This window comes from Plantactinospora sp. CA-290183 (assembly GCF_050936375.1).
Classification (GTDB): domain Bacteria; phylum Actinomycetota; class Actinomycetes; order Mycobacteriales; family Micromonosporaceae; genus Plantactinospora.
Map to the genome: position 1 here is coordinate 16845 of NZ_JBNJMX010000002.1, position 25571 is coordinate 42415.

Sequence of the window (25571 nt, forward strand, 5' to 3'; positions counted from 1 at the left end):
TCAGGAGCCGGCCGTCGCTCCCACCACGGGAGCGGCGAGCCGTTCCGACCACTGCCCCTTCGCGGCGCCCAGCGCGACCTCGCCGAGCCGGAGGAGTTGCACGTCGGAGGTACCCGCCGGGGCGAAGATGTGGTGCGCGTCGCGCAGGTAGCGTTCCACCGGCCGGTCCGGGAAGAGGCCGCAGGCGGCGTGCACCTCCATCGCGTTGCGCGCGGAGTCCAGGGCGTACTCGACGTTGATGAGCTTGGCGTTCATCAGCTCCGCGTCGCAGGGCAGGCCCTGGTCGAGCAGGTGCGCGGCGTGGTAGGCGGCCAGTCGGGCCGTCATCAGCCGGGACTGCATCTGGCCGACCTTGAGCTTGATCGGCAGCAGCTCGGCGAGCGGCTTGCCGTAGCGCTGCTGCTGGGCCACGAAGGACGCGGTCTCCTCGATCAGGGCCTGGTGAATGCCGAGCGAGACGGCGGTCAGGTTCGGCCGGCCGTACAGGATGCTGGAGGAGTAGGCGACCGCCAGGCCGTCGCCCTCGGCTCCGAGCAGGTTGTCGGCCGGTACCCGGCAGTCCTCGAAGACGAGTTCGCCGAAGCTGAACCCGTGCAGGCCCATGGCGGGGCGGTGCGGCCCGAGCGAGAAGCCGGGGCGGTCGGACTCGACGAGGAACGCGGAGAGGCCGGTCGAGCCCGGGCCGGTGCGGACCACCACCCCGTGCACGTCGCCGACGTGGCTGTTGCCGACGAAGACCTTGCGGCCGTTGAGGATGTAGTCGTCCCCGTCCCGTACGGCACTGGCGGTCATGCCGAGCACGTGCCCGCCGGACTGCGGCTCGGTGACCGCGATGGTGGGCAGGCAGCTTCCGTCGGCGATGGCCGGCAGCCAGGTCTTCTTCTGGTCCTCGTTGCCGAAGTGGACTATCTTGGCGACGCCGAGCTGCGAGGCCTGCACCATGGCGCCCATCGCGCCGCTGACCCGGCCCAGCTCCTCGATGATGATGGTCTTCGCCAGGTGTCCCAGCCCCATTCCGCCGTACTCGGGACTGATGGTGACGCCGATCCAGCCCTGCCGGGCGATCAGCCGGGACAGTTCGTACTGGACGGTGCGGGAGGCCTCCATCTTCGGGATCCGGGGCCGGACCTCCGCCTCTGCGAATGCACGGACTTCGCTGCGTAGCTCATCATGGCGCTGCGTGGTGAAGTACGTATTCATGCAGATCTCCTCGTGAGTCGCCTGCCGACCGGGGCGCACCGTGGTTGGCATCCGTCCCGGCCAAGGGGGTGATGGGCGTCGCCGACGCGACGTCGGGGGATAGGGCCTTTGGTGAGGGCGTCGGCGACGGTCGGGGGAACCGTCGGCGCCACGTTGTCACAGCCGTCGCAAGGGAACTGCCTGAAGAGTCGCGCCTGATCCCAGGACTGGCGCGGCGCCCGTCCGGCGCCGTGCCGATGCGCACGTCATCTCTCCGCCTCCCGATATGGCTCAGCACTGATCGTATCGATGCAAATGCTCAAGGTCATTCACCTATCAGTAGGTGAGACGTCACATTGGTACGTGACTGTCCGCATAGGCCGGACCTCCGGACGCACCGATCTCCGTCCTTGTGGGACGGTCGTCGGTCGACCCGGGGTGCCTGGTCCCGCCCCGGCAGACGGTGACGATCGTCGACTCCACGGGCCGGAGCCGACCGCCGCCGTCGAGTGTGGACCGGCCGCCCCCCATCACCCGACGTGACCAATCGAACCCGGCGCCGAATGCCCAGATTCTGTGAACAAGAGCACAGTTGGTGGCTATGTGACTGATTGGTGACGGCAATGTGACAGACCTGCGCCGAACCGGCGCCGCGCGGTGCTCCGGGCAGGACACCGGACGCCTCAGCGCTTGCCGGCGATGATCTGGCCCATCTCCGTGAGCGCCTGGTTGCCATGGTCGAAGGAGACGATGTGGGCCCGTGACGGGTTCCAGGTCAGGTCCGACTCGAACACCCGCGCTCCGTACTCGGGGTCGGTGGGGTCGAGCCCGAGGACCAGGTCGTCCGTCAGGTACGGCTGCGCCCCGGGTGCCTCCGCCGCGTTGAGCCGGATGTTGGCGAGGTGGATCGGGTCGTTGGCCGGGGTGGTGGCGAAGACCCGCTGGCCCATCTCCGCCGCCGGGACGTTGTCCAGCCGGATCCCGCTGACGTGGTCGACGCCGGTCCCCGGACTGGACACCAGCACCACCTGGTCCGCGGCGAGGCTCTCGTCCCGGCCGGCGTGCCCGATCACCGTGCTGCCGTAGCTGTGCCCGATGACGGTGTTGCGCGAGGGCTCGCCCAGGTGGGTGGCCCGTAGCCCGTCCTGGAACCGGTCCAGCGGGCCCTTCGCGGCGGCGGCGTAGCTCTGGTCCAGGGCATACGGGAACATGTCGGGAGTGTCGTACCCGATCCAGGCGATGACCGAGGTGGCCGAGTTGCCCGCGACGGCCGCGTCCGCCGCGTACCACAACTGCTGTGCGCGGTCGATCTCGTTGTAGGCCCAGCCGAGCGTCGTCTCGACCCCGGGCACCAGGGTCGCCACGTTGTCCGCGGTGTCCGGATCGCCGAGCGCGATGACGGCGGTGCCGTCGCCGGTCGTGTCGAAGCCGAGCAGAAGGGCGCTCGGCTCCACATAGGCGTTCAGCCCGAGACGCGACTGGATTGCCTGCAGGCCCTTGATCTTTTCCTGGACCTGGTACAGCTCGGATGGCGGGCCCTCCAGGATCTCGAACCGGAGCTTGCGCCGCGCCTCCTCCAGGAGTACGGCCTCCCGGGCCAGCAGGCCGTCCAGCTCCCGTTGCAGGACCGCCCGGTTGGCCTCGTGCCGTACCGTCGCCGGGATGCCGTCGAGGTTGCGGATCAGGTCCGGCGACTCGCGCTTGACCAGCGCCTGCTGCCGCCAGGTCAGCCCGTCCCACCACTGTCTGACCTCCGCCGGGGTGGCTCCCTGCGGCGGGCCCCCCGGCCGGCCCAGCGGGGCACCCCCGCTGGCGGCGATCCGCCCGGCGGCCTCGGTCACCCGGCTCTGCACCTCGGCGGCGAGTTGCCGGACGAACGCCGCCTGGGCGGCCGGCACCACGTGCGCGGGGATGCTCGCCTCGATCGCCTGGTAGGTGCCGACGTTGGCCGCGACGAGATTCACGATCCACTGCTTGACCAGGGCGACCTCGGTGGCGAAGACGTCGGCGCGGCGGGCCAGCTCGATCATCTCCGACCCGATGACAGCCACGGTCCGCAGGTGCCGGCCGGTCCGCGTCGCGAAGGCCACACCCACGGCGTCCCGCCAGCCCTCGCCGAGGGCGGCCACGTCGTACCGGGCCGCCTCGAGGTAGCGCTGGCCGGTGCGGAGCCAGGCCTCGGCCATCAACCGCAGAGTGTCCTCGTTCGACTCGATCCAGCCGGTGAGGGCGCGGACCCGGGGCCACAGGACGGTGTCGTCCGGCTCAAGGACGACCACCGGTCACCGTCCGGTGGCGCGGAGGATCTCGGCCGCCCGGGCGTCCGCAGCGCAGTAGGCGGCGACACAGCTCGCCCCGATCCGCGCGTCCGCGCGTAGCACGGCCGGCAGCTCGCTGGCGGTGCCGCGGACGAGTTGGCTGTCGCCGAGGTAGATCTGCCGGAACGCCTGACTCAGCTCGTCCGCGCCGATTTCTGCCTCGCCGGCGGCGATGTCGCCCTGGCCGGCTCGCCACGCGCTGTCGAGTTCGTCACCGGTGCCGGTCAACCGGTGCAGCAGCATGTCCACCACATCGGTCTGCATGTCCAGGTGTCCAGCCGCCATCTTCCGTCTTCCCCTCCGGTAACCGGTGGGAGAACGGTGCCCCGTCGGGTGGCACGTCGATGCCGGGTTGACCGGTTGATGCCAGCACCCCGGCGGACGGCGGCCGGTTGCTCAGGGCAGCCTGGTCTGCAGGATCCCGCCGGCCACCCGGCTCTCCAGCAACTGCTGGTCGTTGGCGGCCGGACCCCGTACCACCTGGCCGTTGTCCAGCCGGAAGGCGCTGCCGTGCCACGGGCAGACCACGCAGGCGCGCCCGCCCACCTCGGCGAGTTCACCCTCGCTGAGCGGCCCGGTCTGGTGTGCGCAACGGTCGAGCATCACGGTGACGTCGTCGCCGTCCCGGTAGACCAGCACCGCCACCTCGTCGACCCGGCGGGCCAGGAGCGTGCGCTCGGGCAGGGCGTCCAGGTCCGCCAGCGGGTGCCAGCCGTCCTCCATCCGCCGCAGCTCGGGCACACCGTGGTTGACCGCGGCCGCCTGCTTGTAGGCGAGGTGCCCGCCGAGGTAGGCGCCGCCGCCGGCCGCCGCCAGGCCGAGGAAGCTGAGGGTACGGCCGAGGTTGTACCGGCCGGTGAGCCGGGCGGCGAGGGAGCCGGCGAAGAACGCCATGCCCACGCTGTTGGCCATGGCGTGCACCAGACCGACCCGGCGCTGCTCGCGGGCGAGCGAGGCCCAGTCGTTGGCGCCGGAGAGCGCGGCGGGCAGGGCGCTCGCCGTGCCGACCGCCAGCAGTGTGGTCGCGGCCCGGCGCTGGCCGGGGAGCAGGTCGAGGATGGCGGTGCAGGTCCAGGCGCCGACCGGCACCTGCACCAGCGCCGGATGCAGCGGATGGCCGAGCCACACTCCGTGCAGGAGGTCGCGTACGCGTCGTGGCCGCAGTACCGCGTGGACACCTCGCTGGAGCCGGTCCGCCGCCGGGTCCAGCCGGGTCGACCGCTCGAGTCGGGTCATCAGGGCTCGCATCCGGGGGAACTTCCCGTCGATGCGCCGGGCAAACCTCCCGCCGGCATACCGGCTGCGCCGTTTCGACCGGTGTCGACCGGCTGGCTGGGCCGCCGGGCGGTGGATCGCCACCCCGGTGCGGTGGGCATGCGCCGGCCGGGGCCGGGTAGAACCCGCCCATGCGGATCGCCATCACCGGCGCCACCGGCAACGTCGGCACCGCCCTGCTGCGCCGGCTCGGCGCCGAGCGGGACATCGAGGTGGTCGGCATCGCGCGGCGCGCGCCTGACCCGGACGCCGGTCCGCCGTACGACCGCGCGCGGTGGCACACCGCCGATCTCGGTGATCCGGCCTGCCTCGGCCCCCTGGCGGAACGGTTGGAGGGGTTCGACGCGGTGGTGCATCTCGCCTGGCAGGTGCAGCCCAGCCACCAGCGGGCCGTGCTGCGCCGGACCAATCTCAACGGCAGCCGGCACGTGCTGAACGCGATGCTGGCGGCCGGCGTACCGAGGCTGGTGCACGCCTCCTCCTTCGGGGCGTACGCGCCGGGGCCGAAGGACGACCGGGTGGACGAGAGCTGGCCGGTGAGCGGCGTCGGCCGGTCCGGTTACAGCGTGGACAAGGCGGCCGTGGAGGCGATGCTCGACCAGGCGGAACGGGACTACCCGGGGCTGCGGGTCGTCCGGCTGCGCACCGCGCCGGTCCTCCAGCACGACGCCGGCGCGGAGGTCACCCGGTACTTCCTGGGCCGGCTGGCCCCGGTCTCGCTGCTGCGGTCGGGCCGGCTGCCGGTGGTGCCCCGGCACCGGCGGCTGCGGGTACAGGTGGTGCACGCCGAGGACGCCGCCGAGGCGTACCTGCTGGCGGTGCGGAGCGACCGGACCGGCGCGTACAACATCGCGACCGAGCCGGTGCTGGACGGGCCGCTGGTGGCGGCGGAGTTGGGTGGCCGGACGGCTCCGCTGCCGCTGGCGCTGCTGCGGCTGCTGAGCCGGGCGGCCTGGCGCGGCCGGCTGGTACCGGCGGACGAGGGTTGGCTGGAACTCGGCGCGGCCGTACCGCTGCTGGACTGCTCGCGGGCGGAACGGGAGCTGGGCTGGCGGCCGCGGCACGACGCCCGGGCGGCGCTGCGGGACCTGCTGGCCGGGGTGGCGGCGGGCGCCGGTACCCGGAGCGCCCCGCTGCGCCCGACCGGGGGTCCCGACCGGCAGCAGGCGGCCTGACCGGGTGGCAGAGTGGACGGCATGGACCGCGCACGGGTGACCGAGTGGATCGACGGCTACGAGCGGGCCTGGCGTACCGCGGGTACCGAACCGTTGGCCACGCTCTTCACCCCGGACGCGAGCTATCTCCAGGGGCCGTACCGGGAGCCGGTGACGGGACTGGCGGAGATCGCCCGGATGTGGGACGCGGAGCGGGAGGGCCCGGCCGAGGCGTTCGGGATGACCAGCGAGATCGTGGCGGTGGACGGGGATGTCGCGGTGGCCCGGATCGAGGTCGAGTACGGCGCGCCGACGCACCAGCGGTACCGCGACCTCTGGATCATGCGGTTCGCCCCCGACGGCCGCTGCGCCGCCTTCGAGGAATGGCCCTTCGCTCCCCCTCCCCCCACCTGACCCCTCCCCACCGCCCCCCAAGATCCCCGTGATCAGGGAGTTGTTCGGGCGTGTCTCCGGCGTGTCGGGTCTTCCACCCCTGATCACGAGGATCTTGGCAGTGTGGGCGTGAGTGAGCGCGGGCCTGACTCGCGGGCCTGACTCGCGGGCCTGACTCGCGGGCCTGGGTCGGTGGGGCGGTAAGTCGGTGGCGGGGTGGTCGGGCGGAACGCCAGGATGGCGCCATGTCCGGGACGTACGCCCATGCTCCGAGGCCGCCGGCGACGGTGCCGGCGGCCACCCTGCCGGCCCGGCTCACCGCGGTGCTCGGGCCCGACGCGGTGCCGCCACCGCTGCTGATGCTGCTCGGCATGGTCTCCACCCAGGTCGGCGCGGCCGTCGCCAAGCAGCTCTTCACGACCACCAGCCCCGGAGGTACGACCGCACTGCGGCTCTGCTTCGGTGCGCTGGTCCTGCTCGCCCTGGCCCGCCCCTCGCTGCGGCTCGGCCTCCGCACCGCCGGAGCGGTCGCGGCGTTCGGGGTGGCGATGGCCGCGATGAACCTGGCGTTCTACGCCGCACTGGAGCGGGTGCCACTCGGGGTCGCCGTCACGATCGGCTTCACCGGTCCGCTGCTGGTCTCGCTGGCCACCAGTCGACGCCTGCGGGACCTCGCCTGGGTCGTACTGGCCGGCGCCGGGGTCGCGCTGCTCGCCGGTGCCCTCCCCACCGGTGCCCGGGACGGCGGCGTACCCGCACTGGACGGGACCTCGCTCCTGCTCTGCGGCGTGATCGCGCTGGGCTGGGGCGGGTACGTGCTGCTCGGCAAGGCGGTCAGCACCCGTCTCGGCGGCGGTCGGGGGCTGGCCCTCGGCATGGCGGTCGGCGCACTCTGCGTACTTCCCTTCGGGGTGGTGGACAGCGGCACGGCTCTGCTCGACCCGTGGACGCTGGCGCTGGGGCTCGGCGTCGCGCTGCTGTCGTCGGTGCTGCCGTACTCGGCGGAGATGGCGGCCCTGCGCCGGATGCCGGCCCGGGTCTTCGCCGTGCTGCTCAGCCTGGAACCGGCGGTCGCGGCGATGATCGGCCTGGCACTGCTGCACGAGACGCTGGGCTGGGCGCAACTGCTGGGCATCACCTGCGTGGTCGGCGCCTCGCTGGGCGCGGTCTCGAGCCGGCGGCCACCCGGTGCCGGTGGCCACTCCAGGCCCGCAAGCCGGCGGGCATCCGTCCCGTTCGCCACTCCACGCCCGCAAGATCCGGGTGATCAGGGGGCCACTCCCACGACACGCCGACGACACGCCAGAACAGCTCCCTGATCACGGTGATGTTGGGGGATGCGGAGGTGGGGTGGGGGCGGGCATCCTGGTGCGATGGGCGTACGGGTGGAGACGAGCGGTCCGGTCCAGACGGTCGTACTGTCCCGGCCGGAGGCCCGCAACGCGGTGGACGGCCCGACCGCGCGGGCGCTCGCCGACGCGTTCCGGGCCTTCGACGCCGACCCCCAGGCGTCCGTCGCGGTGCTCTGGGGCGAGGGCGGGACCTTCTGCTCCGGCGCCGACCTGAAGGCCATCGGTACGCCGAGCGGGAACCGGGTCGAGCCGGAGGGGGACGGCCCGATGGGCCCCACCCGGATGCTCCTCGGCAAGCCCGTGATCGCCGCCCTCTCCGGGTACGCGGTGGCGGGCGGCCTGGAACTGGCGCTCTGGTGCGACCTGCGGGTCGCCGAGTCCGACGCGGTGCTCGGGGTCTTCAGCCGGCGGTGGGGCGTACCGCTGATCGACGGTGGCACCGCCCGGCTGGCGCGGCTGATCGGGGAGAGCCGCGCCATGGACCTGATCCTCACCGGCCGCCCCGTCCCGGCCACCGAGGCGTACGAGATGGGGCTGGTCAACCGCCTCGTGGCCCCCGGCGAGGCACGGGTGGCGGCGGAGAAGCTGGCCGCCGAGATCGCCACGTTCCCGCAGACCTGCCTGCGCAACGACCGGTTGGCCCTGCGCAACGGTGCCGACCGCGCACTGCCGGACGCGATGCGGGTGGAACTGGCGTACGGGATGAACTCCCTGGACGTGGACGCGGCGGACGGGGCGGCCCGGTTCGCGGCCGGCGAGGGCCGGCACGGAACCCCGGCTGGCGGGGTCTGACCGCCCGCCGCACCGGCCCGGTCAGCGCGGCGGCGCCGGGAGCGGGGGCAGCGGGAGCGGGATCGCGGGCAGGCCGTCCAGGCTCGTGCCGACATGGTCCTTCTTCGCGCAGTAGGCGGCGAACTCCTCGTCGGTCTTGCGGCCGAAGTAGTCGGCGTGCAGCGTCCGCTCCTCGCGGTAGTCCATCAGCGGTACGGCGTAGCCGCAGCTGTCGCTGATCCGCTGGGCCGTGACCACGATGATCGCCCGCAGCCCCGGCGCCTCGGCCTGCTCGGGGAAGTGCCGGATCAGTTCCGGCCACCGGGGGTCGTCCCGGAAGACCGTCTCGCCCCGGCCGTGCACCCGGACGATGTTCGGCGCCCCGTCGAAGGCGCACCACATCAGGGTGATCCGGCCGTTCTCCCGCAGGTGCGCGACGGTCTCCGCGCCGCTGCCGCCAAAGTCGAGGTACGCCACGGTCCGCTCGTCGAGCACCGCCAGCGAGCCGGCGAGACCCTTCGGCGAGAGGTTGACGTGCCCGTCCGCGTCCAGCGGCGCGGTGGCCACGAAGAACACGTGCTGCGCCTCGATGAACGACCGGAGCCGGCCGTCGATCCGCTCATAGGTCTTTCCCACGCCCCCATCCTTCCCCGGCGCCGCGTCCCGGGCAAAGGGCGTTTCCGCAGGCTGGACCCGAGCACCGTACCGCGCGCCGGGCACGGGGCGGGGTGCGCGGCGCCACGCACCCCGCCCGGCGGCGACCGGAGCCGCCCGGGCGGGCACCGGTCGAGCGCGGGTTCAGCCGACGGTCGGCTTCGGCCCGGTGTAGCGCAGGATCCACACCCCCTGGTTCTTGTCGGTGATGTAGATGTAGCCCCGGCGGTCCACGACGACGTCCTCGGTCTGGAGGACGAGCTTGTCGGCGGGCATCGGCCCGTACCGGCGGGTCGGCTCCGGCGGCAGGAAGTAGCCGACCTCGCGGACCAGCCGGGTGTTGGAGACGTCGTAGACGCGCAACCCCGCGTTGAAGTGCGCCAGGTAGAACAGCCCACCCTGCGGCTGTACGTCGGGATGGTGCTGGTGGTGGTTCATGTTGTGCGGCCCGCGCCAGCCACCCCGGGTGGCGAAGTCGGGGTACGCCGCCCCGGGCGGCGGCACCGGTTCCGGGAAGAGCGACAGCAGGTACGGGTTCGCCGGGTCAGAGATGTCCACGATGGACGCGTGGTGTGCCGGTCCCTCGGCGTAGGTGACGGACTCGGAGTTGGCGAAGGCGATCCCCCGCTCGGGTAGCGGCAGCACGCCGTGCACCCCGAACCGCGAGTGGAACGGCGGACTGAACGACAGGTGGCCGACCTGCCGGGGCCGGGACACGTCGGCGATGTCCAGCACGACCAGCCCGGCCCCGCCGTACGGCAGGTAGGCCAGGTCGCCGACCACGTAGGGCGGCCCGTGCAGGGAGACGTCGTGCCCCGCCGAGCAGCAGGGGTTCGGGCTGTCCAGGTGCCCGTCCTGGGCCGCCCGGGGTTGGCTCGACGGCTCGCTCTCGTGCTGCCCCGGGACCCACCAGCGGCCGGCCTCGACCGGGTTGGCCGGATCGGCGATGTCGAGGATGACGTAGATGTTGCCGCGATAGCCGGGCATGCCCGCCGCCAGGTGCACGTACCGGCCACCGGGGTAGAGGTTGCGGTGGGTGCCGGTGCCGCCGGTGCGGTAGTGGCCGAGCCGCCGGGGTCGTACCGGGTCGGCGATGTCCCAGAGGTAGATCCCGTCCTCGAACGGCGCCGCGGGGTCGCCACCGAAGTTCGGGAAGATCTGCTCCAGCGCCGTGACCATCAGATCGCCGGAGAGATCGACCTGGAGGGTCCAGGTGTTCTCCGGCCCCGGCACGAAGGCGGCCACCTCGGGTCGGGCCGGCCGGGTGACGTCGAGGACGGTCCAGCCGGAGTGCCAGAAGTGTCCCAGGTAGAGGTACCAGCGGCCGCGCTTCTCGCGTACGGCCATCTTGAAGCCGGGCCGGTGGTCGAGGTCGCTGTAGCCGACGACCTCGACGTTGCGGGCGTAGCCGCCGCGTGGTCGCGCGACGGCATCGGCGGAGGCGGAGCCTCCCGTCCCCACCGCGCCCGCGACCGCCGCCGTGCCGAGTAGGGCATGCCGGCGCGAAATCCGGTTTCCCGTCATACCGATCTTCTCCGTCATACCGATCATGTTTGTTCGGGCCACGGCCGCCGCCCAGGGCGGATTCGTCCATCGGACCGGCCGTCCCTGGGTCTGCCGGTACCACCCGCAACGGCTGGTCGGTACGGGCCGGGGTGACCGTACGATTGCCGGCATGCCGCACCGGATCGATATCGGCGGGTTCCTCAAGTCGTGCCGGGCCCGGATCGGGCCGGCGGAGGTGGGTCTGCCGGCCGGTTCCGGTCAGCGGCGGGTCGTCGGGCTGCGCCGGGAGGAGCTGGCCCAGTTGGCGGGGATCAGCGTCGACTACTACGTCCGGCTGGAACAGGGCCGCTGCGGCAGCGTGTCGGAGGGGGTGCTGGACGCGGTCGCGTCCGCGCTCCGGCTGACCGAGGACGAACGCGACCACCTGCACCGGCTGGCCCGGCCGGGCCAGCACCGGCCCCGCCCACCGGTGCCCCAACAGGTCCGCCCCGGCCTGCGCCAGCTGGTCACCGCCGTCGGCGCCGCCACCCCCGCGTTCGTGCTCGGCCGGCGGATGGACATCCTGGCGTGGAACGCGCTGGCGTGTGCCCTGATCACCGACTTCGGCGCGCTCGCGCCGGCCGCGCGCAACCTGGCGCGGCTCGTCCTGCTCGACGACAAGGTCAGCCGGCTCTATCCCGACCGCGATCTGGTGGTCCGCAACAGCGTCGGGTTTCTCCGGCTCGACCTCGGCCGCCATCCGGACGACCCCCGGCTGGCGGCGCTGATCGACGAGTTGTGCCAGCGGAGCGCGGAGTTCCGCGAGCAGTGGCAGCTCCACACGGTCCGCCGGAAGCGGTACGGCGTCAAGCGGTTCGACCATCCGGTGGTCGGCAGGTTCGAGCTGGACTACGAGTCCCTGTACCACCCGGACGACCAGGACCAACTGGTCATCGTCTACTCGGCGCCGCCCGGCTCGCCGGCGGAGGCGAAGCTCCGGCAGCTCGCCCGCGCCTAGCCGGTCGCGGTCGGTCGCTGCCCGGTCGGACGCCGCCCGGTCGGTCCCTCCGGAACCGCCGGCCGGAATCCGCGTCTACACCGTAGACATTTCAGCGCCGCTATGTCTACGCTGTAGACATGACCTCGATCATGCTCGGACGGGTCTCCGCCGTCCTGATCAGCCTCGGCACGTTCGCCTTCCTCTTCCCGACCGACTCCTGGCGGGCCGACAACCTCTTCCTGGTCCCCGACCTCATCCTCTGCGTCGCGCTGCTGGTCGCGGCCGCGCTGCCCGACCGCCTCGCCGTTCCCGCGCTGCTCGCCGCCTTCTGCTTCTCCGCCGGTGTCCTGGTCACCGCCGTCGCCTCCTACGCCGTCGACGGCCGGATCGGCATCGGCAGCCTCATCGGCTCCGCCGGCTCGCTGATCATGGCCGTGATCTTCCTTCGCCTCCGGCCCGCGAGGCCGGCGTGACCCGTCGCCGGCGGGTCGTCATCACCCGCCTCGGCGGGCCCGAGGTGTTGCGCGTCGACACCGACGACGCGCCCCGACCCGGCCCCGGCCAGGTGCGGATCCGGGTCGCTGCCGCCGGCGTCGCCCGCGCCGACCTGCTGATGCGCGCCGGCCGCTACCCCGGCCGGACGCCCACGCCGCCGTTCACTCCCGGGTGGGACGCCACCGGCGTCGTGGACGCCGTCGGTCCGGACGTGCCCGCGCGGTGGCGCGACCGCCGGGTGGTCGCGTTGACCCTGACCGGCGGCCACGCCAGCCACGTCTGCGCGCCGGCCGCCGGCGTGGTGGAGCTTCCCGACACCCTTCAGGGGTACGCCGCCGCCTGCCTCCCGCTCAACTACGTCACCGCCTACGAACTGCTGCACCAGGTGGCCCGGGTTCGCCCCGGCGAACGGGTGCTCGTGCACGGCGCGGCCGGCGGCGTGGGTACCGCCCTGCTCGAACTGGGCCACCTGCACGGCGCCGAGATGCACGGCGTCGCCGCACCCCGCGACCACCCCCTGATCGAGGAGTACGGGGCCGAGCCGGTCCACCGCGCCCGCGCGGGCCCGACCCGAGCCGACGTGGTGTTCGACATGGTCGGCGGTGTCACGCTCCGCGACTCCTGGCGCAGCCTGCACCCCGCCGGCCGCCTCGTCTCCTACGGCTTCCTCGCCAGCCGGGCATCTCCACCGGGCGACCTGCTCCGGCTACGCCTCTGGGACGCCCTGCCGAACGGCCGGCACGCCGCGTTCTACCGGCTCAGCAGCAGCGCCCGGCGGCACCCCGAGCGGATCCGGGCCACCCTGGAGAGGCTTGTCGGGAAGCTCGCCGAGGGCCGGCTGCGCCCGCGGATCACCGCCTGCATACCGCTGGACGAGCCGGCCAAGGCACACCTGGCCACCGACGACGGCGCGTCCCGGGGCAAGGTCCTGCTCCTGCCCTGACGGGTCGACCGTCGAACACCGACGTCAGGCGCGGCCGGTCCCACCGGTGAGCTCGTCGACTTCGAAGACGTGTCGCTGCCGGCCAAAGTGGACCACGACGCCCGTGATGCCGGCCAGTTCGTCGCGGGCCAGACGGGCGGAGCCGGTCCCGGACTCGCGCAGCGCGTCGAGGACGGCGCCACGCTCGGCGTCGTAGAGCGGATGCTCGACGCGGTCCGTCCAGGCACCGATCGCCGCCCGGTACGGCGCGGGTGGGGGCTCCCGGCGGGCCCGCTCGGCGGCGCAGCGCAGCGCCCCGAGCAGGTCGGGGTCGTCCCGCCCGCCGAACCGCTCCCAGACCGACCGTTCGAGCGGATTGTCGACATCCAGCCGGATCCCGTGGTCGAGGAGCTGGAACCCGAACGCGGGGTCCGTGTTGTCCGGAAAGATCTGGAGCGTGCCTCCGGTCCGCTCGGCAAGCTCGCCGACACCGGCCAGGAACTCGTTGAGCCGGGGGGTGTGCCGGCGGGCCAGCTCTCGGTTGTCGGCCAGGTCGTCGAGATGCGCGCCCGCCTCGTACCGCGCCGAGCACCACGGCAGCCAGATGTCGGAGTACGAGCTGACCAGCAGGTCGATCTCCTCGTCGCCGTCCGGCGACCGGAAGGCGGAGAGCCGCAGCGCGACGCGGGGCGTGTCCGGCCCGGCGTGCGGGGCGGCGGCGAGCACGCCACCCAGGTTGCTGATGTCGTCCTCGACCACCGTCCCGGTGGGGTCGCCGAACGTGACGCGCGACGTCACAGTGTGGCTGGCACGGAACAGGTCCAGCGGTTCGCGTCCGGACATCCCCGAGTCGAGAAAGTCGACGAACGAACCGTGCACCGCCCGGTCGTACCCGAACCACGGCACCTCGACCACCCGGTAGACCGCGGTTTCCTCCCCCCACCGCAACACCTCGCGGAGCCCTCGTTCGGGCAGCCGAGCCAGCCAGCCGAGCACCGGCTCCTTCTCCACCGTCCACCTGTTACGCACACGCCCCCCAAGGCCCGAGGCCGGACCCGCTCACGTGCTGAGTTCGTCGATCTCGAAGATGTGCCGCCGCCGCATACCGATCTGGATCCAGATCCGGGCGATGCCGGCCAACTCGTCGCGGCTCAGCGGAGCCGAGGCGGTGTCGGGCGGGCGCAGGGCGTCGAGGAGGACGCCGCGCTCGGCCCCGGAGAGCGGATACCCGACGCGGTCCGTCCAGGCACAGATCACCGCCCGGTACGGCGCGGGTGGCGGCTCCCGCCGGGCCCGTTCGGCGGCGCGGCGCAGCGCCCCGAACAGGTCGGGATCGTCCCGCCCGCCGAACCGCTCCCAGACCGACCGTTCGAGCGGGTCGTCGACGTCCAGCCGGACCCCGTGGTCGTGGAGCTGGAATTCGAGCCGCGGCGCCGTGTCGTCCGGGTTGACTCGCAGCGCACCGCCGGTCCGCTCGGCGATCGCGCCGACCCCGGCCAGGAACTCGTTGAGCCGGGGGGTGTGCCGGCGGGCCAGCTCCCGGTTGTCGGCCAGGTCGTCGAGGTGCGCGCCCTCCTCGTACCGAGCCGAGCACCACGGCAGCCAGACGTCGGAATACGAACTCACCGCCAGGTCGATCTCGGGTGCGCTGTCCAGCGACCGGAAGGCGGCGAGATCCAGCGCGACCCGGCCGGTGTGCGGCCCGGCGTTCGGGGCGGCGGCGAGCACGTGGCCGAGGTTGGAGACGTCGTCCTCGACCACCCGCCCGGCGGGGTCGACGAACGCGACGCGCGACGTCACCCGGTGACTGGCATCGAACAGGTCGAGCGGCCCGCGTCCGGACACCCCCGAGTCGAGAAAGCCGACGAACGAACCGTGCACCGCCCGGTCGTACCCGAACCACGGCACCTCGACCACCCGGTAGACCGCGGTCTCCTCCGCCAGCCGCAACACCTCGCGCAGCCCCCGCTCGGGCAGCCGGGCCCACCACCCGAGCACCGGCTCCTTCTCCACCGTCCACCTGTTGCGCAACGGTTCCCCAGAGTCTTGGCGGCATCACCGACCGAGCGATGCGGACACCATGCCGCTACGCCCGGCCCGCCGGCCGACGATGACCGTTTGCTGCCAGGCTCGGGTGTAAGGAAGGGCCCCTTCCTATACAAAAAACGATAGGAAGGGGCCCTTCCTTACACCTCAGGAGCTGTGGACCTCGAATTCGGAGAGCTGGGCGGCGGGCCAGCCGGTGTTGGCGGTGAAGCTCAGCCGCAGGTACCGCTGCGAGGTGGCCGGGAAGGTCACCGTCGCGGTGTTGCCGGCGGCCGGGTTGAAGGTGTACGCGGACGACGACCGGACCGTCGAGAAGGACCCGCCGTCGGTGGAGCCGAGCACGCTCAGCGTCTGGCTGCGGGTGGCCCAGGCCGCCGCCGGGGGCAGCTTCAGCACCACCCGGGAGACGGACCGGGTCGTACCGAGATCCACCGTGAGCGACTGCGGGAAGGCGTTGTTCGCGCTCTCCCAGTAGGTGTCGGCGTTGCCGTCCACGACGTTGCCGGGGACGTATCCCTGGGTGTGGCTGCCGGCCACCACGGGACGGCCGGCCGCGAGGTTGCCCCCGGGTGCCGGCGGGGTGGTCGGGGGCGGCGTCGTCGGCGGGTTGGTGGGGGGCGGGCCGGAGGTCGGCGGGGTGTTCGGGCCCCCGCCCCACTGCGGCTCCGGCCACGGACCGCAGTACGGCGTGGCGGTGTACCAGCCCGAGTTGCCGGTGCCCTGGTTGATCTGGAAGCCGGTGCCGACGCAGTTGTGCACCGGGTTCGGCTGGGCGATGTTGGTGGCCCGGACGTTCGTGAAGGTCGCCGAGCCCGGCGACTGGATCTGCAGGGCGTACGTCCCGGCGCCGTCGATCCGGATGTTGCTGAAGTTCACCCCGTGCACGGCGCCCTCGATCCAGTGCAGCGCCGCGTACGAGCTGTCCAGGATGTCGGTGTCGGTCACGTTGATGGTGGCGCCCTGGATCGGCTCGTTGAGGCCGTTGAACCACATCGCCCCGACCCCGAAGCGCCAGTTGTAGTCGCTGTTGCCGTTGCGGATCAGCGTGTTCCGGGCCACCGTCCAGGTGCCGGCGACCGCCGTACCCTGTCCGGAGTTGACCCCCGGATAGCGGTTGGCGATGTGGATGCCGCCGCCGTTGGTGACCGAGTCGGCGGTCACGTTGTCGCTGATCGTGATGTTCCGGCCGCCGTACGAGACGATGTTGTTGGCCAGGATCGTCACCCCGACGGTGTTGAAGGTGAAGGAGTTGTTGACGTTCGGGGTGTTCTCGGCCCACATGGCCAGCCCGTCGTCACCGGTGTTCCGGACGAAGGTGTTGGTCACCGTGGAGTTGGTCACCCCGTAGTGGAAGTTCACCCCATCCGCGGTCTGGTCCAGGATCCGGCTGTTGCGGATGGTCAGGTTGTTCATCGGGCCGTCCATCCAGACGCCGCACTTGGTGTGCTGCATCCAGATGTTGTCGATCACCGAGTCGGAGAGCGCCCCGCCGATCGCGTTGACCTGGTCGTTGTCGACGCGTTCCCGGATGTCCCCGATGATGGCGAAGTCCCGGAGCGTGACGTTGCGGCTGCCGCCCTGGTTGGCCCATTTTCCGTAGATGCCGGCCGCCCTGGCCCGGTCGGTGGGGTGCCGGCCGCCGAGCACCGAGTACCACGGCCCGGCGCCGCGCAGCGTCACCTGGTCGACGATCACGTGGTCCCAGAGGGTGAAGATGCCCTGCGGGATCCACACCGGACGGTTTTGGGTCCGCCCGGCGTCGACGGCCTGCTGGAACCTCGCCGTCGAGTCGGTGCCGCCGGTCGGGTCGGCGCCGAAGTCGGTCACCACGTCGATCGCGCCGGCCGGCTTGGCGATCGGCGCGGCGACCTGCTCGAAGTCGGCCAGGTCGATGGTGAACGTCGGCGACTCGGCGGTCGAGGTGACCTGGAGCCGGATCTTCGTACCGGCCGGGTAGGTCGAGCCGAACATGGTCCGGGTCTCGTCGTAGAAGTGGTGCGGGTTGGTGTCGCCCGGGTTGTTGTTGAACGGGTAGCCGCCGTAGTACCAGCCGTACCGGGAGGTGACCGGCACGGACTTCAGCACCGAGCCGTTCACCCGTACGTCGATGGCGGCGTCCCGGCCGGCGCCGTTCGGGCTGTCCGGCAGGCTGTAGCGGAACGTCATCGCGTTGGCGGGCCGGGTGAGGGTGAACTCGACGTACTCGCCGACGGCGTCGAGGGTGACCGCCTCCCGGCCGGAGGCCTCGGAGGGCAGGGTGCCGTAGAGCCGGTCTGGCCCGATCTTGGTGCCGTTGTGCGCGACCTCCTCCGCCTCGTGCTCGATGAAGGGGACGGTCGCGCCCCGGCCGACGATGTCGAACGGGGACAGCCCGGCCGCCCGGGCCGGGGCGGCCGTGGTCAGGGTGACCACCGAGACGGCGGTCGCGGCGAGCGCGGCGCTGGCGAGGACGGCCAGGCCCGCTCTGGTACGGCGGGAGCGGGTGCTGCGGGGTGCGGTGGTGGTACCGGGCGTGGGCGCGCCGGCGGTGTGCTCGGCCATGAAGGGTGCTCTCCCTCGGGTCAGGTGAACCAGATCCCCCGTGTGTGGAGCCGTGGACGTGGGACGCGTACACCTCCTCCTCGCCGGTGATGCCGACGGGCGTTAGGAAGGGGCCCTTCCTATACAGAAAGCGATAACAAGGGGCCCTTCCTTGCCTCCGGGTGGCGCGCCGACGGTGGGGTCGGCGGCCCCACCGTCGGCGTGCACCACCGCGTCACCGGTGAGGTCGGCGTACTCACCGGCGACGGCGCCGCCGCGGAGAACACGGCGGTCACGCCCGGCCCGCGCACCGTCAGTCGTCCTGAGCGGTGCGCAGCCAGACGGCGGTGTCGGGGGGCAGCAGATCACCGTCGACCGGCCGGCTGGCGAGCAGCCGTTCCCGGTGCGGCGGGATCGGCACGGACGCGCCGGAGAGGTTGACCACGCAGGCGAATCCGGGACCGCGGGCGAAGGCGAGGACGCCGTCCGGCGCGGGCAGCCAGCGCATCGGCCCGTCGCCGAGGGCCGGCAGCTCCCGGCGGATCCGGATCGCCTCGCGGTAGAGCTCCAGCATCGAGTGCGGGTCGTCGGTCTGCGCCTGCACGGTCTGGTCCTTCCAGGCCGCCGGTTGGGGCAGCCAGGGGGCGGCCGGCGCACCGGCCGGGCTGAACCCGAACGGCGCGGCGTCGCCGGACCAGGGCATCGGCACCCGGCAGCCGTCGCGGCCGGGGTCGACGTAGCCGGAGCGCGGGAACATCGGGTCCTGGCGCAGCTCGTACGGGATGTCCTCGACCTCCCAGAGGCCGAGTTCCTCGCCCTGGTAGACGTAGGCGGCCCCGGGCAGGGAGAGCGAGAGCAGCGCGCCGGCGCGGGCCCGTACGGTGCCGAGTTCCAGGTCGGTGTAGGTCCCCTCGCGCTTGCTGGCGAAGCTGAACGTGGTGTCCTCGCGGCCGTACCGGGTGACCACCCGGGTCACGTCGTGGTTGGAGAGGACCCAGGTGGCCGGGGCGCCGACCGGGGCGTGTGCGGAAAGCGTCATGTCCACGCACTCGCGCAGCGCCGCCGCGTCCCAGGCGCAGCCGAGGAAGCTGAAGTTGAACGCGGTGTGCAGCTCGTCCGGGCGCAGGTAGTTGGCGAAGCGCTGGTGGTCGGGGAGCCACACCTCGCCGATCAGCGCCCGGCCGCCCGGATATCCGTCGGCGATCAGCCGCCAGCTCCGGTAGATCTCGTGTACGCCGTCCAGGTCGTGGAACGGGTGCGGTCGCTCCGGGTCGACCTCCGGCAGCGCCGGGTCCTTCATCAGCAGGGCCGCCGAGTCGATCCGGATGCCGTCGACGCCCCGGTCCAGCCAGAACCGCAGGATGCTCTCGAACTCTGCCCGTACCCGGGGATGGTCCCAGTTGAGGTCCGGCTGCTCCGGGGTGAACAGGTGCAGGTACCAGTCGCCGGGGGTGCCGTCCGGGTTGGTGGTCCGGGTCCAGGTCTCGCCGCCGAACTCGCCGACCCAGTCGGTGGGCCGCTGGTCGCCGCCCGGGCCCCGGCCGGGGCGGAACCAGAACAGCTCCCGCTCGGGGGCGTCCGGCCCGCCGGCCAGGGCGGCCTGGAACCAGGGGTGCGCGTCGGAGCAGTGGTTCGGCACCACGTCGATGATGATCCGGATGCCGAGCGCGTGCGCCTCCGCGATCAGCGCCTCCGCCTCGGCGAGCGACCCGAAGACCGGGTCGATCGCCCGGTAGTCGGAGACGTCGTAGCCGGCGTCCGCCATCGGGGACGGGTACCAGGGGCCGAACCAGACGGCGTCCACGCCGAGGCTCGACAGGTGACCCAGCCGGCGGCGGATGCCGGCGAGGTCGCCGATGCCGTCACCGTTGGCGTCGGCGAAGCTACGCGGGTAGATCTGGTAGATCACCGCGTCCCGCCACCACGGATGACTGTCTTGTGTGGACACGCGCACCTGCTCTCTGGATCGAGGGGTTGGCCAGCCGTTTCTCCCGGGTCAGCCCTTCATGCTGCCCGCCGCGAGACCGCCGATGATGCTGCGCTGGAAGACGAGGAATATCACGATCATCGGAATGCTCGCGATGACCAGGCCCGCCATCATCAGCGTCGGCGGCACCTGGCTGGTCGCGGCGAGTCGACTCAGCGCCACGCTCAGGGTCTGCACCTTGGTGTCCTGGAGCACCAGCAGCGGCCAGAGGAAGTCCTTCCAGATGCCGATGATCGCGAAGATCGAGACCACTCCGAGCACCGGGCGGGACAGCGGCAGCACGATGTTCCACAGGATCCGCCCCCGCCCGGCGCCGTCCAGGCTGGCCGAGTCGAGCAGGTCGTTGGGGATCTGGTCGAAGAACCGCTTGAGTACGTAGATGTTGAAGGCGTTCGCCGCCGCCGGCAGCCAGAGCGCCCACGGGGTGTCGATCAGGTTCACCCCGAACAGCGGCACGTCGGTGACGGTCAGGTACGCCGGCACCAGCAGCGCCGAGGCCGGCAGCATCAGGCTGGCGAGCATCAGGCCCAGGACCAGCTTGCCGAGCACCGGGCGGAGCTTGGAGAGCGCGTACGCCGCGGCGACGTCGACGATGATCTGGATCAGCCAGCCGCCGAAGGCGTAGAAGACGGTGTTCAGGAAGTACCGGAAGATCTCCATCTCGGTCCACGCCTGCGCGTAGGTCTCCGGGTGGAAGGACTCCGGCACGAAGGTCGGCGGGATCAGCGCGTACTCCTGGGGGGCCTTCACCGCGCTGGTGACCATCCAGTAGATCGGGAAGAGGAAGACCGCCACGCAGAGCAGGGTCACCACGGTCAGCACGGTGAAGTAGACGATCCGCCCCCGGCCGCGGCGCAGCTCGGTGTCGGAGATCAACGTACGGGTGCCCGGCCCGCCGCCCGCCCGGGTGCCGGTGGCGCGCGGGGTCCGGCGCCGGGGCCCCGACTCCGGGGCGGGAGCGGTCGCGGCGGGCGGCAGGGTCGGTGCGCTGAGTGTCATGTCGGTCCCCTCAGTCCGCGCGACGGGTGAGCCGGAGGTAGATGGCGGAGAAGGCGCCGAGCACGACGAAGAGCAGCACGCTCATCGCGGCGGCCATCCCGAAGTCGTGGTTGACCGTGAACGCGTACCGGTAGATCAGCACCATCACCGTGACGGTGTCCGGATTGCTGGTGCCGGTGAGCTGGTACGGCTCGATGAAGACCTGCATCGTCGTGATGATCTGCAACAGCAGCAGGACCAGCATGATGAACCGCAGCTGGGGCAGGGTGACGTGCCGCAGCCGCCGCCAGATGCTCGCCCCGTCCAGCTCGGCGGCCTCGTAGAGCTCGCCGGGAATGCTCTGCAGCGCGGCGAGGTACATCAGTGTCGCGCCGCCGAGGTTGGCCCAGGTGGAGACGAGGACCAGGCTGAGCATCGCGGTCGACGAGGACTGCGTCCACTGCGACTCCGGCAGGTGTACGCCGCGCAGCAGGGTGTTGAACAGGCCGTTGCCCGGGTCGTAGAAGTACTGCCAGAGCAGCACCACCACGATCGGCGGCAGCATCACCGGCAGGTAGACCGCGAACCGGAAGAAGCCCTTGAGGTGCCGCAGCTCGTTGAGGAGCACCGCGAGCGCCAGCGGGACCAGGTAGCCGAAGACCAGGGCGAGCCCGGTGAAGACCAGGGTGTTCTTCCAGGCGGTCCAGAACAGCGGGTCGTCGAAGATGAGCGTGAAGTTGTCCAGCCCCACCCAGTACGGGTCGGTGACGAAGTTGACCTGCTGGAAGCTGAGCAGCACGCCCCGGACCAGCGGATACCAGGAGAAGAGCGCGAAGCAACCGATGCCGGCCGCCAGGAAGGCGTACGCCAGGAGGTTGTCCTGGATCCTCCGGCGGAGCCGGGAGCGCCGCGCCTCGCGGAGCCCGGGCGTGACCACCGCCATCACGGGCGACCTTTCTGTCGTTCGGGTGACCGGTCCGGCGGTCGGGGGGTCGACCGGCGGCTCGGTCCGGGGTGACCCGGGGCGTGGTGGGCCGCCCGGTCGCGGTGCCGGCGCTGGCCGGCGGCCCACCACCTTCCGGGTGGCTACCTGACGGTGGCCAGGATCGAGTTGACCTGCTTCTCGGCGTCGGCCAGGAGCTGGTCGACGTTCGCGTTCCGGTCGGTCAGCACCTTCTGCATCGGTACGTCGAGCACCGCGTAGACCTGCTGCGCGTTCGGTGGCTCGAACTTCACCGGGATGCTGCCCATGGCGGCCGCGAACGGCGCGTAGTTCTGCTGCGGCACGTTGGCGTACTTCTTCTCGGCGGCGGCCTGCTTGGTGGCGCCCTCACCGGCGAAGATGTTCGGCTCGGGAAGCCCGACCGGCTGCTTGGTCTCGGCCTCCCACTTGCGCTCGGCCTCGACCCGGTCCGGGCTGGTGAACCAGAAGGTGAGCCACTTCAGGCCGGCGCGGATCTTCTCGGGGCTGGCCTTGGCGTTGAACATGTAGCCCTCGCCGCCGCCCAGGGTGGCCTTGCCGTCCGGGATCGGACCGAGGCCGTAGTCGGGGAACTTGCCCTTGTACTGGTTGACGATGGTCGGGATGTTGTCGGCGGTGCCGATGTACATGCCGAGCTTGCCGGAGCCCATCATCCGGAGCAGGTCGGCCCACTCCAGAAGCTGCCGGCTGCCCATGCTGTTGTCGGCCCAGCGCATGTCGTGAAGCTGGCGCAGCACCTGCCGGCCCAGGTCGTTGTTGAAGGCGGCCTTCCAGGTCTCGCCGTCCTTCGTCGCCACTTCACCGCCGAGCGAGTACAGCTCGGCGGTGAAGTGCCAGCCGCCGGTGTTGTTCTTGCTGTAGTCGCCGTAGCCGACGTGCCCGTCGCCGAGCGCGGCGATCTTCTGGGCCGCCGTCCGGACGTCCGCCCAGGTCTTCGGCGGGTTGTCCGGGTCCAGGCCGGCCCTGGTGAAGAGGGTGCGGTTGTAGATCAGGCCGAGCGAGTAGTTCTTGTACGGTAGGCCGTACACCCCGCCCTTGTCGTCGGAGAAGACCTTCAGCACCTCCGGCCGGACCTGCTGGGCCGCCGGGAAGTCCTTGAGGTACTTGGAGACGTCCGCGACCTGGCGCTTGGCGATGAGGCTGGCCGGGTCGGTGAAGTAGACGTAGAAGACGTCCTCCAGTTGCCCACCGGCGAGCTTGGCCGCGAAGGTCTGGGGGTCCATCTTGCCCTCGCGGGCGTCAATCTTGATGTTCGGGTTCTGGCTCTCGAACTCCGCGACGTTGTCGAGGAACCGCTTGTGGGTGGCCGCCTCGGTCGCCGGCGGCAGGCCGTTGACCACGAGCGTCACCTTGCCGTCGGCCGCCGGGGAGTCCTCGTCGCCGCCGCAGGCGGCGCTGGACAGGCCGACCCCGGCGACCAACAGGACCGCGAGGGTCCTGTTCAGCCTGGATCTCTTCATGGACGAAACACCCTTTCGTGGGTGGTGCGCGCGGGAGTGTGATGTGGCTCTCTCAGGTGCTTGGTTTCGTGGCGATGACCATACAAAGCCGAAAGTGTTACCGCAATAAGTGGACGAGATTTTGAAAGATGACGACTGGACGGTCGTCGAGATCATCGGAATCTCGCCCTGGCCCGCCGGCCCCCTACCGGCGGCAGAGTCGGGCGCGACGGGGCGGTATCCGGCCGGGCGTCAACCGCCGGGCGGGCCCGTCCGCGCGGGAAGAGGGCGGCCGGAGAACGCACAGAGCCCACCGACGGGCGGGCTCGTCAGCGGGCGGTACCGGGTGGGGTCAGCGGGCGGCGGCGGGAGCGGTGGAGCCGCGTACCACCAGCTCCGGCTCGAAGAGCAGCTCGTCGGTGAGCACGCCGACGCCCTCGATCTGGTTGACCAGCAGGTCCACCGCGGCCTGCCCCATCATCTCGATCGGCTGCCGCACGGTGGTCAGCGGCGGGTCGGTGCAGGTCATCAGCGCCGAGTCGTCGAAGCCGACCACCGAGACGTCCGCCGGCACCGACCGGCCCAGCCGGCGCGCCGCCCGGATCGTACCGAGCGCCATCACGTCGCTGGCGCAGATCAGCCCGGTCACGCCGCGCTCGATCAGCTTGCTCGCCGCGACCCGGGCACCCTCCATGGAGAAGCTGGAACGCTCCACCCACTTCTCGTCCTCGCCCCAGCCGGCGACCTGCGCCATCGCCGCCAGCTTGCGGCGGGACGGCACGTGGTCGGCCGGCCCGAGGACCAGCCCGATCCGCTCGTGGCCGAGCGAGCGCAGATGCCCGTACGCCTGCTCGACCGCGACCGCGTCGTCGGTGGAGACGCACGGGAAGTTGAGCTCGTCGACACCCGCGTTGACCAGCACCACCGGCAGCCCCCGGTCGGTCAGCCGGCGGTAGTGGTCGTGCCGGGCGTCGGCGAGCGCGTACGAGCCGCCGGCGAAGATCACCCCGGAGACCTGGTGGTCCAGCAGCATATCCACGTAGTCCGTCTCGGAGACGCCGCCGATGGTGCGGGCGCAGAGCGCCGGGGTGAAGCCCCGCTGGGCGAGCGACCCGGTGACCACCTCGGCCAACGCCGGGAAGATCGGGTTCTGCAGCTCGGGCAGGACGAGCCCGACCAGCCGGGCCCGCTCGCCGCGCAGCTTGCTGGGCCGCTCGTAGCCGAGCACGTCCAGCGCGGTGAGCACGGCGACGCGGGTGCTCTCCGAGACGCCGCCCCGGCCGTTGAGCACCCGGCTCACCGTGGCCTCGCTGACCCCGGCCTTGCGGGCCACCTCGGTGAGTCTTCTCGTCACGGCCGCGATCGTACGACAGCGGACTGCAAAAACCGAACGAAAGTCGGTCGGACGACTGCCGCGAGGCGTACTAGTGCCTCGTCTTGGAACGTTGATCGTGTAATCCGTTAGTTCTGAGGATCTATCGGGCAGGCTGTCTCCCAACGCTCGTGGTGGGAGGTGATGGCTGGTGGGCAGACGCCCGGAGGTGTTCGTCCGGCAGGTGTCGATGGCCGAGGGTCAGCGGTTGCAGCGGATCACCCGGACCGCGAAGGACCCGGTGAAGCTGCGCCGGGCGATCGTGGTGCTGATGTCCGCCCAGGGGCAGCCGGCCCCGGACATCGCCCACTTGTTGAAGGTGACCGAGGACTACGTGCGGGACGTGATCCATGTGTTCAACGATCGGGGGTTCGACGCGCTGGACCCAAAATGGAGCGGGGGCGCACCGAGACGGATCGATGAGCAGACCCGCGACTGGATCTGCGTCACCGCTCGGTGCGACCCCCGTTTCCTCGGCCAACCCTTCTCCTGCTGGTCGCTGACCAAGCTGCGCGACTACCTCATCGCCTCTGGTCACGTCGATGCGATCAGCGTCGAGACTGTCCGGCGGATCCTGCATGAGCGGGGGGTGTCCTGGCAGGCCACCAAGACCTGGAAGGCCAGCACGGACCCCGACTTCACCACCAAGATGCGCCGGGTCCTGGACCTCTACGACCACCCACCCGCTGACGGGCGGGTGCTCTGTGTCGACGAGTTCGGCCCGTTGAATCTGCAACCCCGCCCTGGTCGCGCATGGCGACCCCAGGGACAACCAGTTCGGCTGCGGGCCACATACACCCGTGACCAGGGCGTCCGGCACATGATCGCCGCCCTGGACCTGACCACCGGCAAGCTGCACTATCGCATCCGAGACCGCAAACGTTGGCGCGAGTTCCTCAGCTTCCTCAAGACCCTGCGTCGCCGCTGGCCCGACCAGCGCCTCTACCTCATCCTGGACAACTTCTCCCCGCACAAGCAGCCCGACGTGCGCGCCTGGTGCTCCGCCAACCAGGTGGACCTGGTCTTCCTGCCGACCTACGCGTCCTGGCTGAACTGGATCGAGGCCGAGTTCGCCGCGGTGCGGTACTTCGCCCTCAACGGCACCGACCACCGCAGCCACGCCGAGCAGGACATCGCCATCGGCGACTACATCCGCTGGCGCAACCAACACACCCGACCGAAAACCGCATTCGCCACCGGCTCCAAGATCCGCCACCCCGATTACCCGTTCAAGGCTGCATGACGAGGC

22 protein-coding genes are annotated in these 25571 nt (G+C 71.6%); 8 read left to right on the plus strand and 14 right to left on the minus strand.

The features are described 5' to 3' along the window. The 4 genes from ACQEUR_RS04995 to ACQEUR_RS05010 form a co-directional block, all read right to left on the minus strand. Positions 1 to 1200, minus strand: a complete 1200-nt coding sequence (locus ACQEUR_RS04995) for an acyl-CoA dehydrogenase family protein (protein WP_433026045.1) — start codon at positions 1198 to 1200, stop codon at positions 1 to 3. A 662-nt stretch (positions 1201 to 1862) separates the two neighbouring features. Continuing rightward, a complete protein-coding gene (locus ACQEUR_RS05000) occupies positions 1863 to 3458 on the minus strand; it encodes an alpha/beta hydrolase (RefSeq protein ID WP_433026048.1) in 1596 nt (531 codons plus the stop codon). Positions 3459 to 3461: 3 nt separating this feature from the next. After that, positions 3462 to 3782 (minus strand): hypothetical protein, encoded by a 321-nt coding sequence (locus tag ACQEUR_RS05005; RefSeq protein ID WP_433026051.1) that lies wholly within the window; start codon positions 3780 to 3782, stop codon positions 3462 to 3464. 111 nt (positions 3783 to 3893) lie between these two features. Continuing rightward, entirely contained in the window at positions 3894 to 4733 is an 840-nt protein-coding gene (locus ACQEUR_RS05010; RefSeq protein ID WP_433026054.1) for a Rieske 2Fe-2S domain-containing protein, read from the minus strand. A 170-nt stretch (positions 4734 to 4903) separates the two neighbouring features. On the opposite strand from ACQEUR_RS05010, the gene ACQEUR_RS05015 reads away from it, so the two are divergent. From ACQEUR_RS05015 to ACQEUR_RS05030, 4 genes are all read left to right on the plus strand, one after another. Continuing rightward, on the plus strand, positions 4904 to 5947 hold the full coding sequence (locus ACQEUR_RS05015) for an NAD-dependent epimerase/dehydratase family protein (RefSeq protein WP_433026057.1): 1044 nt from the start codon (positions 4904 to 4906) through the stop codon (positions 5945 to 5947). Between the two features lie 21 nt (positions 5948 to 5968). Beyond that, positions 5969 to 6340: a YybH family protein gene (locus tag ACQEUR_RS05020; protein ID WP_433026060.1), complete on the plus strand. Its 372-nt coding sequence runs from the start codon at positions 5969 to 5971 to the stop codon at positions 6338 to 6340. Positions 6341 to 6564: 224 nt separating this feature from the next. Then, entirely contained in the window at positions 6565 to 7638 is a 1074-nt protein-coding gene (locus ACQEUR_RS05025) for an EamA family transporter (protein WP_433026063.1), read from the plus strand. Between the two features lie 54 nt (positions 7639 to 7692). Further along, positions 7693 to 8463 (plus strand): crotonase/enoyl-CoA hydratase family protein, encoded by a 771-nt coding sequence (locus ACQEUR_RS05030; RefSeq protein WP_433026066.1) that lies wholly within the window; start codon positions 7693 to 7695, stop codon positions 8461 to 8463. Between the two features lie 21 nt (positions 8464 to 8484). Here ACQEUR_RS05030 and ACQEUR_RS05035 read toward each other — a convergent pair whose 3' ends face one another. After that, positions 8485 to 9078 (minus strand): pyridoxamine 5'-phosphate oxidase family protein, encoded by a 594-nt coding sequence (locus tag ACQEUR_RS05035; protein WP_433026069.1) that lies wholly within the window; start codon positions 9076 to 9078, stop codon positions 8485 to 8487. Positions 9079 to 9240: 162 nt separating this feature from the next. Next, complete coding sequence (locus ACQEUR_RS05040; protein ID WP_433026072.1) at positions 9241 to 10620, minus strand: LVIVD repeat-containing protein; 1380 nt, start codon at positions 10618 to 10620, stop codon at positions 9241 to 9243. A 151-nt stretch (positions 10621 to 10771) separates the two neighbouring features. Here ACQEUR_RS05040 and ACQEUR_RS05045 point away from each other — a divergent pair, with 151 nt between their 5' ends. The 3 genes from ACQEUR_RS05045 (at position 10772) to ACQEUR_RS05055 (ending at position 13019) form a co-directional block, all read left to right on the plus strand. Beyond that, the gene (locus ACQEUR_RS05045; protein ID WP_433026075.1) at positions 10772 to 11599 is read left to right on the plus strand and encodes a helix-turn-helix transcriptional regulator; all 828 of its coding nucleotides are present in this window, start codon (positions 10772 to 10774) and stop codon (positions 11597 to 11599) included. A gap of 119 nt (positions 11600 to 11718) precedes the next feature. After that, entirely contained in the window at positions 11719 to 12054 is a 336-nt protein-coding gene (locus tag ACQEUR_RS05050) for a hypothetical protein (RefSeq protein ID WP_433026078.1), read from the plus strand. After that, entirely contained in the window at positions 12051 to 13019 is a 969-nt protein-coding gene (locus ACQEUR_RS05055; RefSeq protein ID WP_433026081.1) for a zinc-binding dehydrogenase, read from the plus strand. The genes ACQEUR_RS05050 and ACQEUR_RS05055 overlap by 4 nt, the downstream gene beginning before the upstream one ends. Positions 13020 to 13043: 24 nt before the next feature. Here the strand turns inward: ACQEUR_RS05055 and ACQEUR_RS05060 are convergent, their stop codons facing one another. From ACQEUR_RS05060 to ACQEUR_RS05095, 8 genes are all read right to left on the minus strand, one after another. Further along, positions 13044 to 14009 (minus strand): hypothetical protein, encoded by a 966-nt coding sequence (locus tag ACQEUR_RS05060; protein ID WP_433026084.1) that lies wholly within the window; start codon positions 14007 to 14009, stop codon positions 13044 to 13046. Between the two features lie 48 nt (positions 14010 to 14057). Further along, on the minus strand, positions 14058 to 15011 hold the full coding sequence (locus ACQEUR_RS05065; protein ID WP_433026087.1) for a hypothetical protein: 954 nt from the start codon (positions 15009 to 15011) through the stop codon (positions 14058 to 14060). A gap of 180 nt (positions 15012 to 15191) precedes the next feature. Next, positions 15192 to 17585 (minus strand): discoidin domain-containing protein, encoded by a 2394-nt coding sequence (locus ACQEUR_RS05070; RefSeq protein ID WP_433026090.1) that lies wholly within the window; start codon positions 17583 to 17585, stop codon positions 15192 to 15194. A gap of 292 nt (positions 17586 to 17877) precedes the next feature. Continuing rightward, positions 17878 to 19512, minus strand: coding sequence for a glycoside hydrolase family 13 protein (locus ACQEUR_RS05075; RefSeq protein ID WP_433026093.1), 1635 nt, complete (start codon positions 19510 to 19512; stop codon positions 17878 to 17880). A 48-nt stretch (positions 19513 to 19560) separates the two neighbouring features. Beyond that, positions 19561 to 20550 carry a carbohydrate ABC transporter permease gene (locus ACQEUR_RS05080; protein ID WP_433026096.1) on the minus strand — a complete coding sequence of 330 codons (990 nt, stop codon included), beginning with the start codon at positions 20548 to 20550 and terminating at the stop codon, positions 19561 to 19563. Positions 20551 to 20560: 10 nt separating this feature from the next. Continuing rightward, the gene (locus ACQEUR_RS05085; RefSeq protein ID WP_433026099.1) at positions 20561 to 21472 is read right to left on the minus strand and encodes a carbohydrate ABC transporter permease; all 912 of its coding nucleotides are present in this window, start codon (positions 21470 to 21472) and stop codon (positions 20561 to 20563) included. 143 nt (positions 21473 to 21615) lie between these two features. Further along, positions 21616 to 22971 (minus strand): ABC transporter substrate-binding protein, encoded by a 1356-nt coding sequence (locus tag ACQEUR_RS05090; RefSeq protein ID WP_433026102.1) that lies wholly within the window; start codon positions 22969 to 22971, stop codon positions 21616 to 21618. Positions 22972 to 23302: 331 nt separating this feature from the next. Next, a complete protein-coding gene (locus ACQEUR_RS05095; RefSeq protein WP_433026105.1) occupies positions 23303 to 24304 on the minus strand; it encodes a LacI family DNA-binding transcriptional regulator in 1002 nt (333 codons plus the stop codon). A gap of 169 nt (positions 24305 to 24473) precedes the next feature. On the opposite strand from ACQEUR_RS05095, the gene ACQEUR_RS05100 reads away from it, so the two are divergent. After that, a complete protein-coding gene (locus ACQEUR_RS05100; protein WP_433024466.1) occupies positions 24474 to 25565 on the plus strand; it encodes an IS630 family transposase in 1092 nt (363 codons plus the stop codon). Positions 25566 to 25571 lie beyond the last annotated feature (6 nt).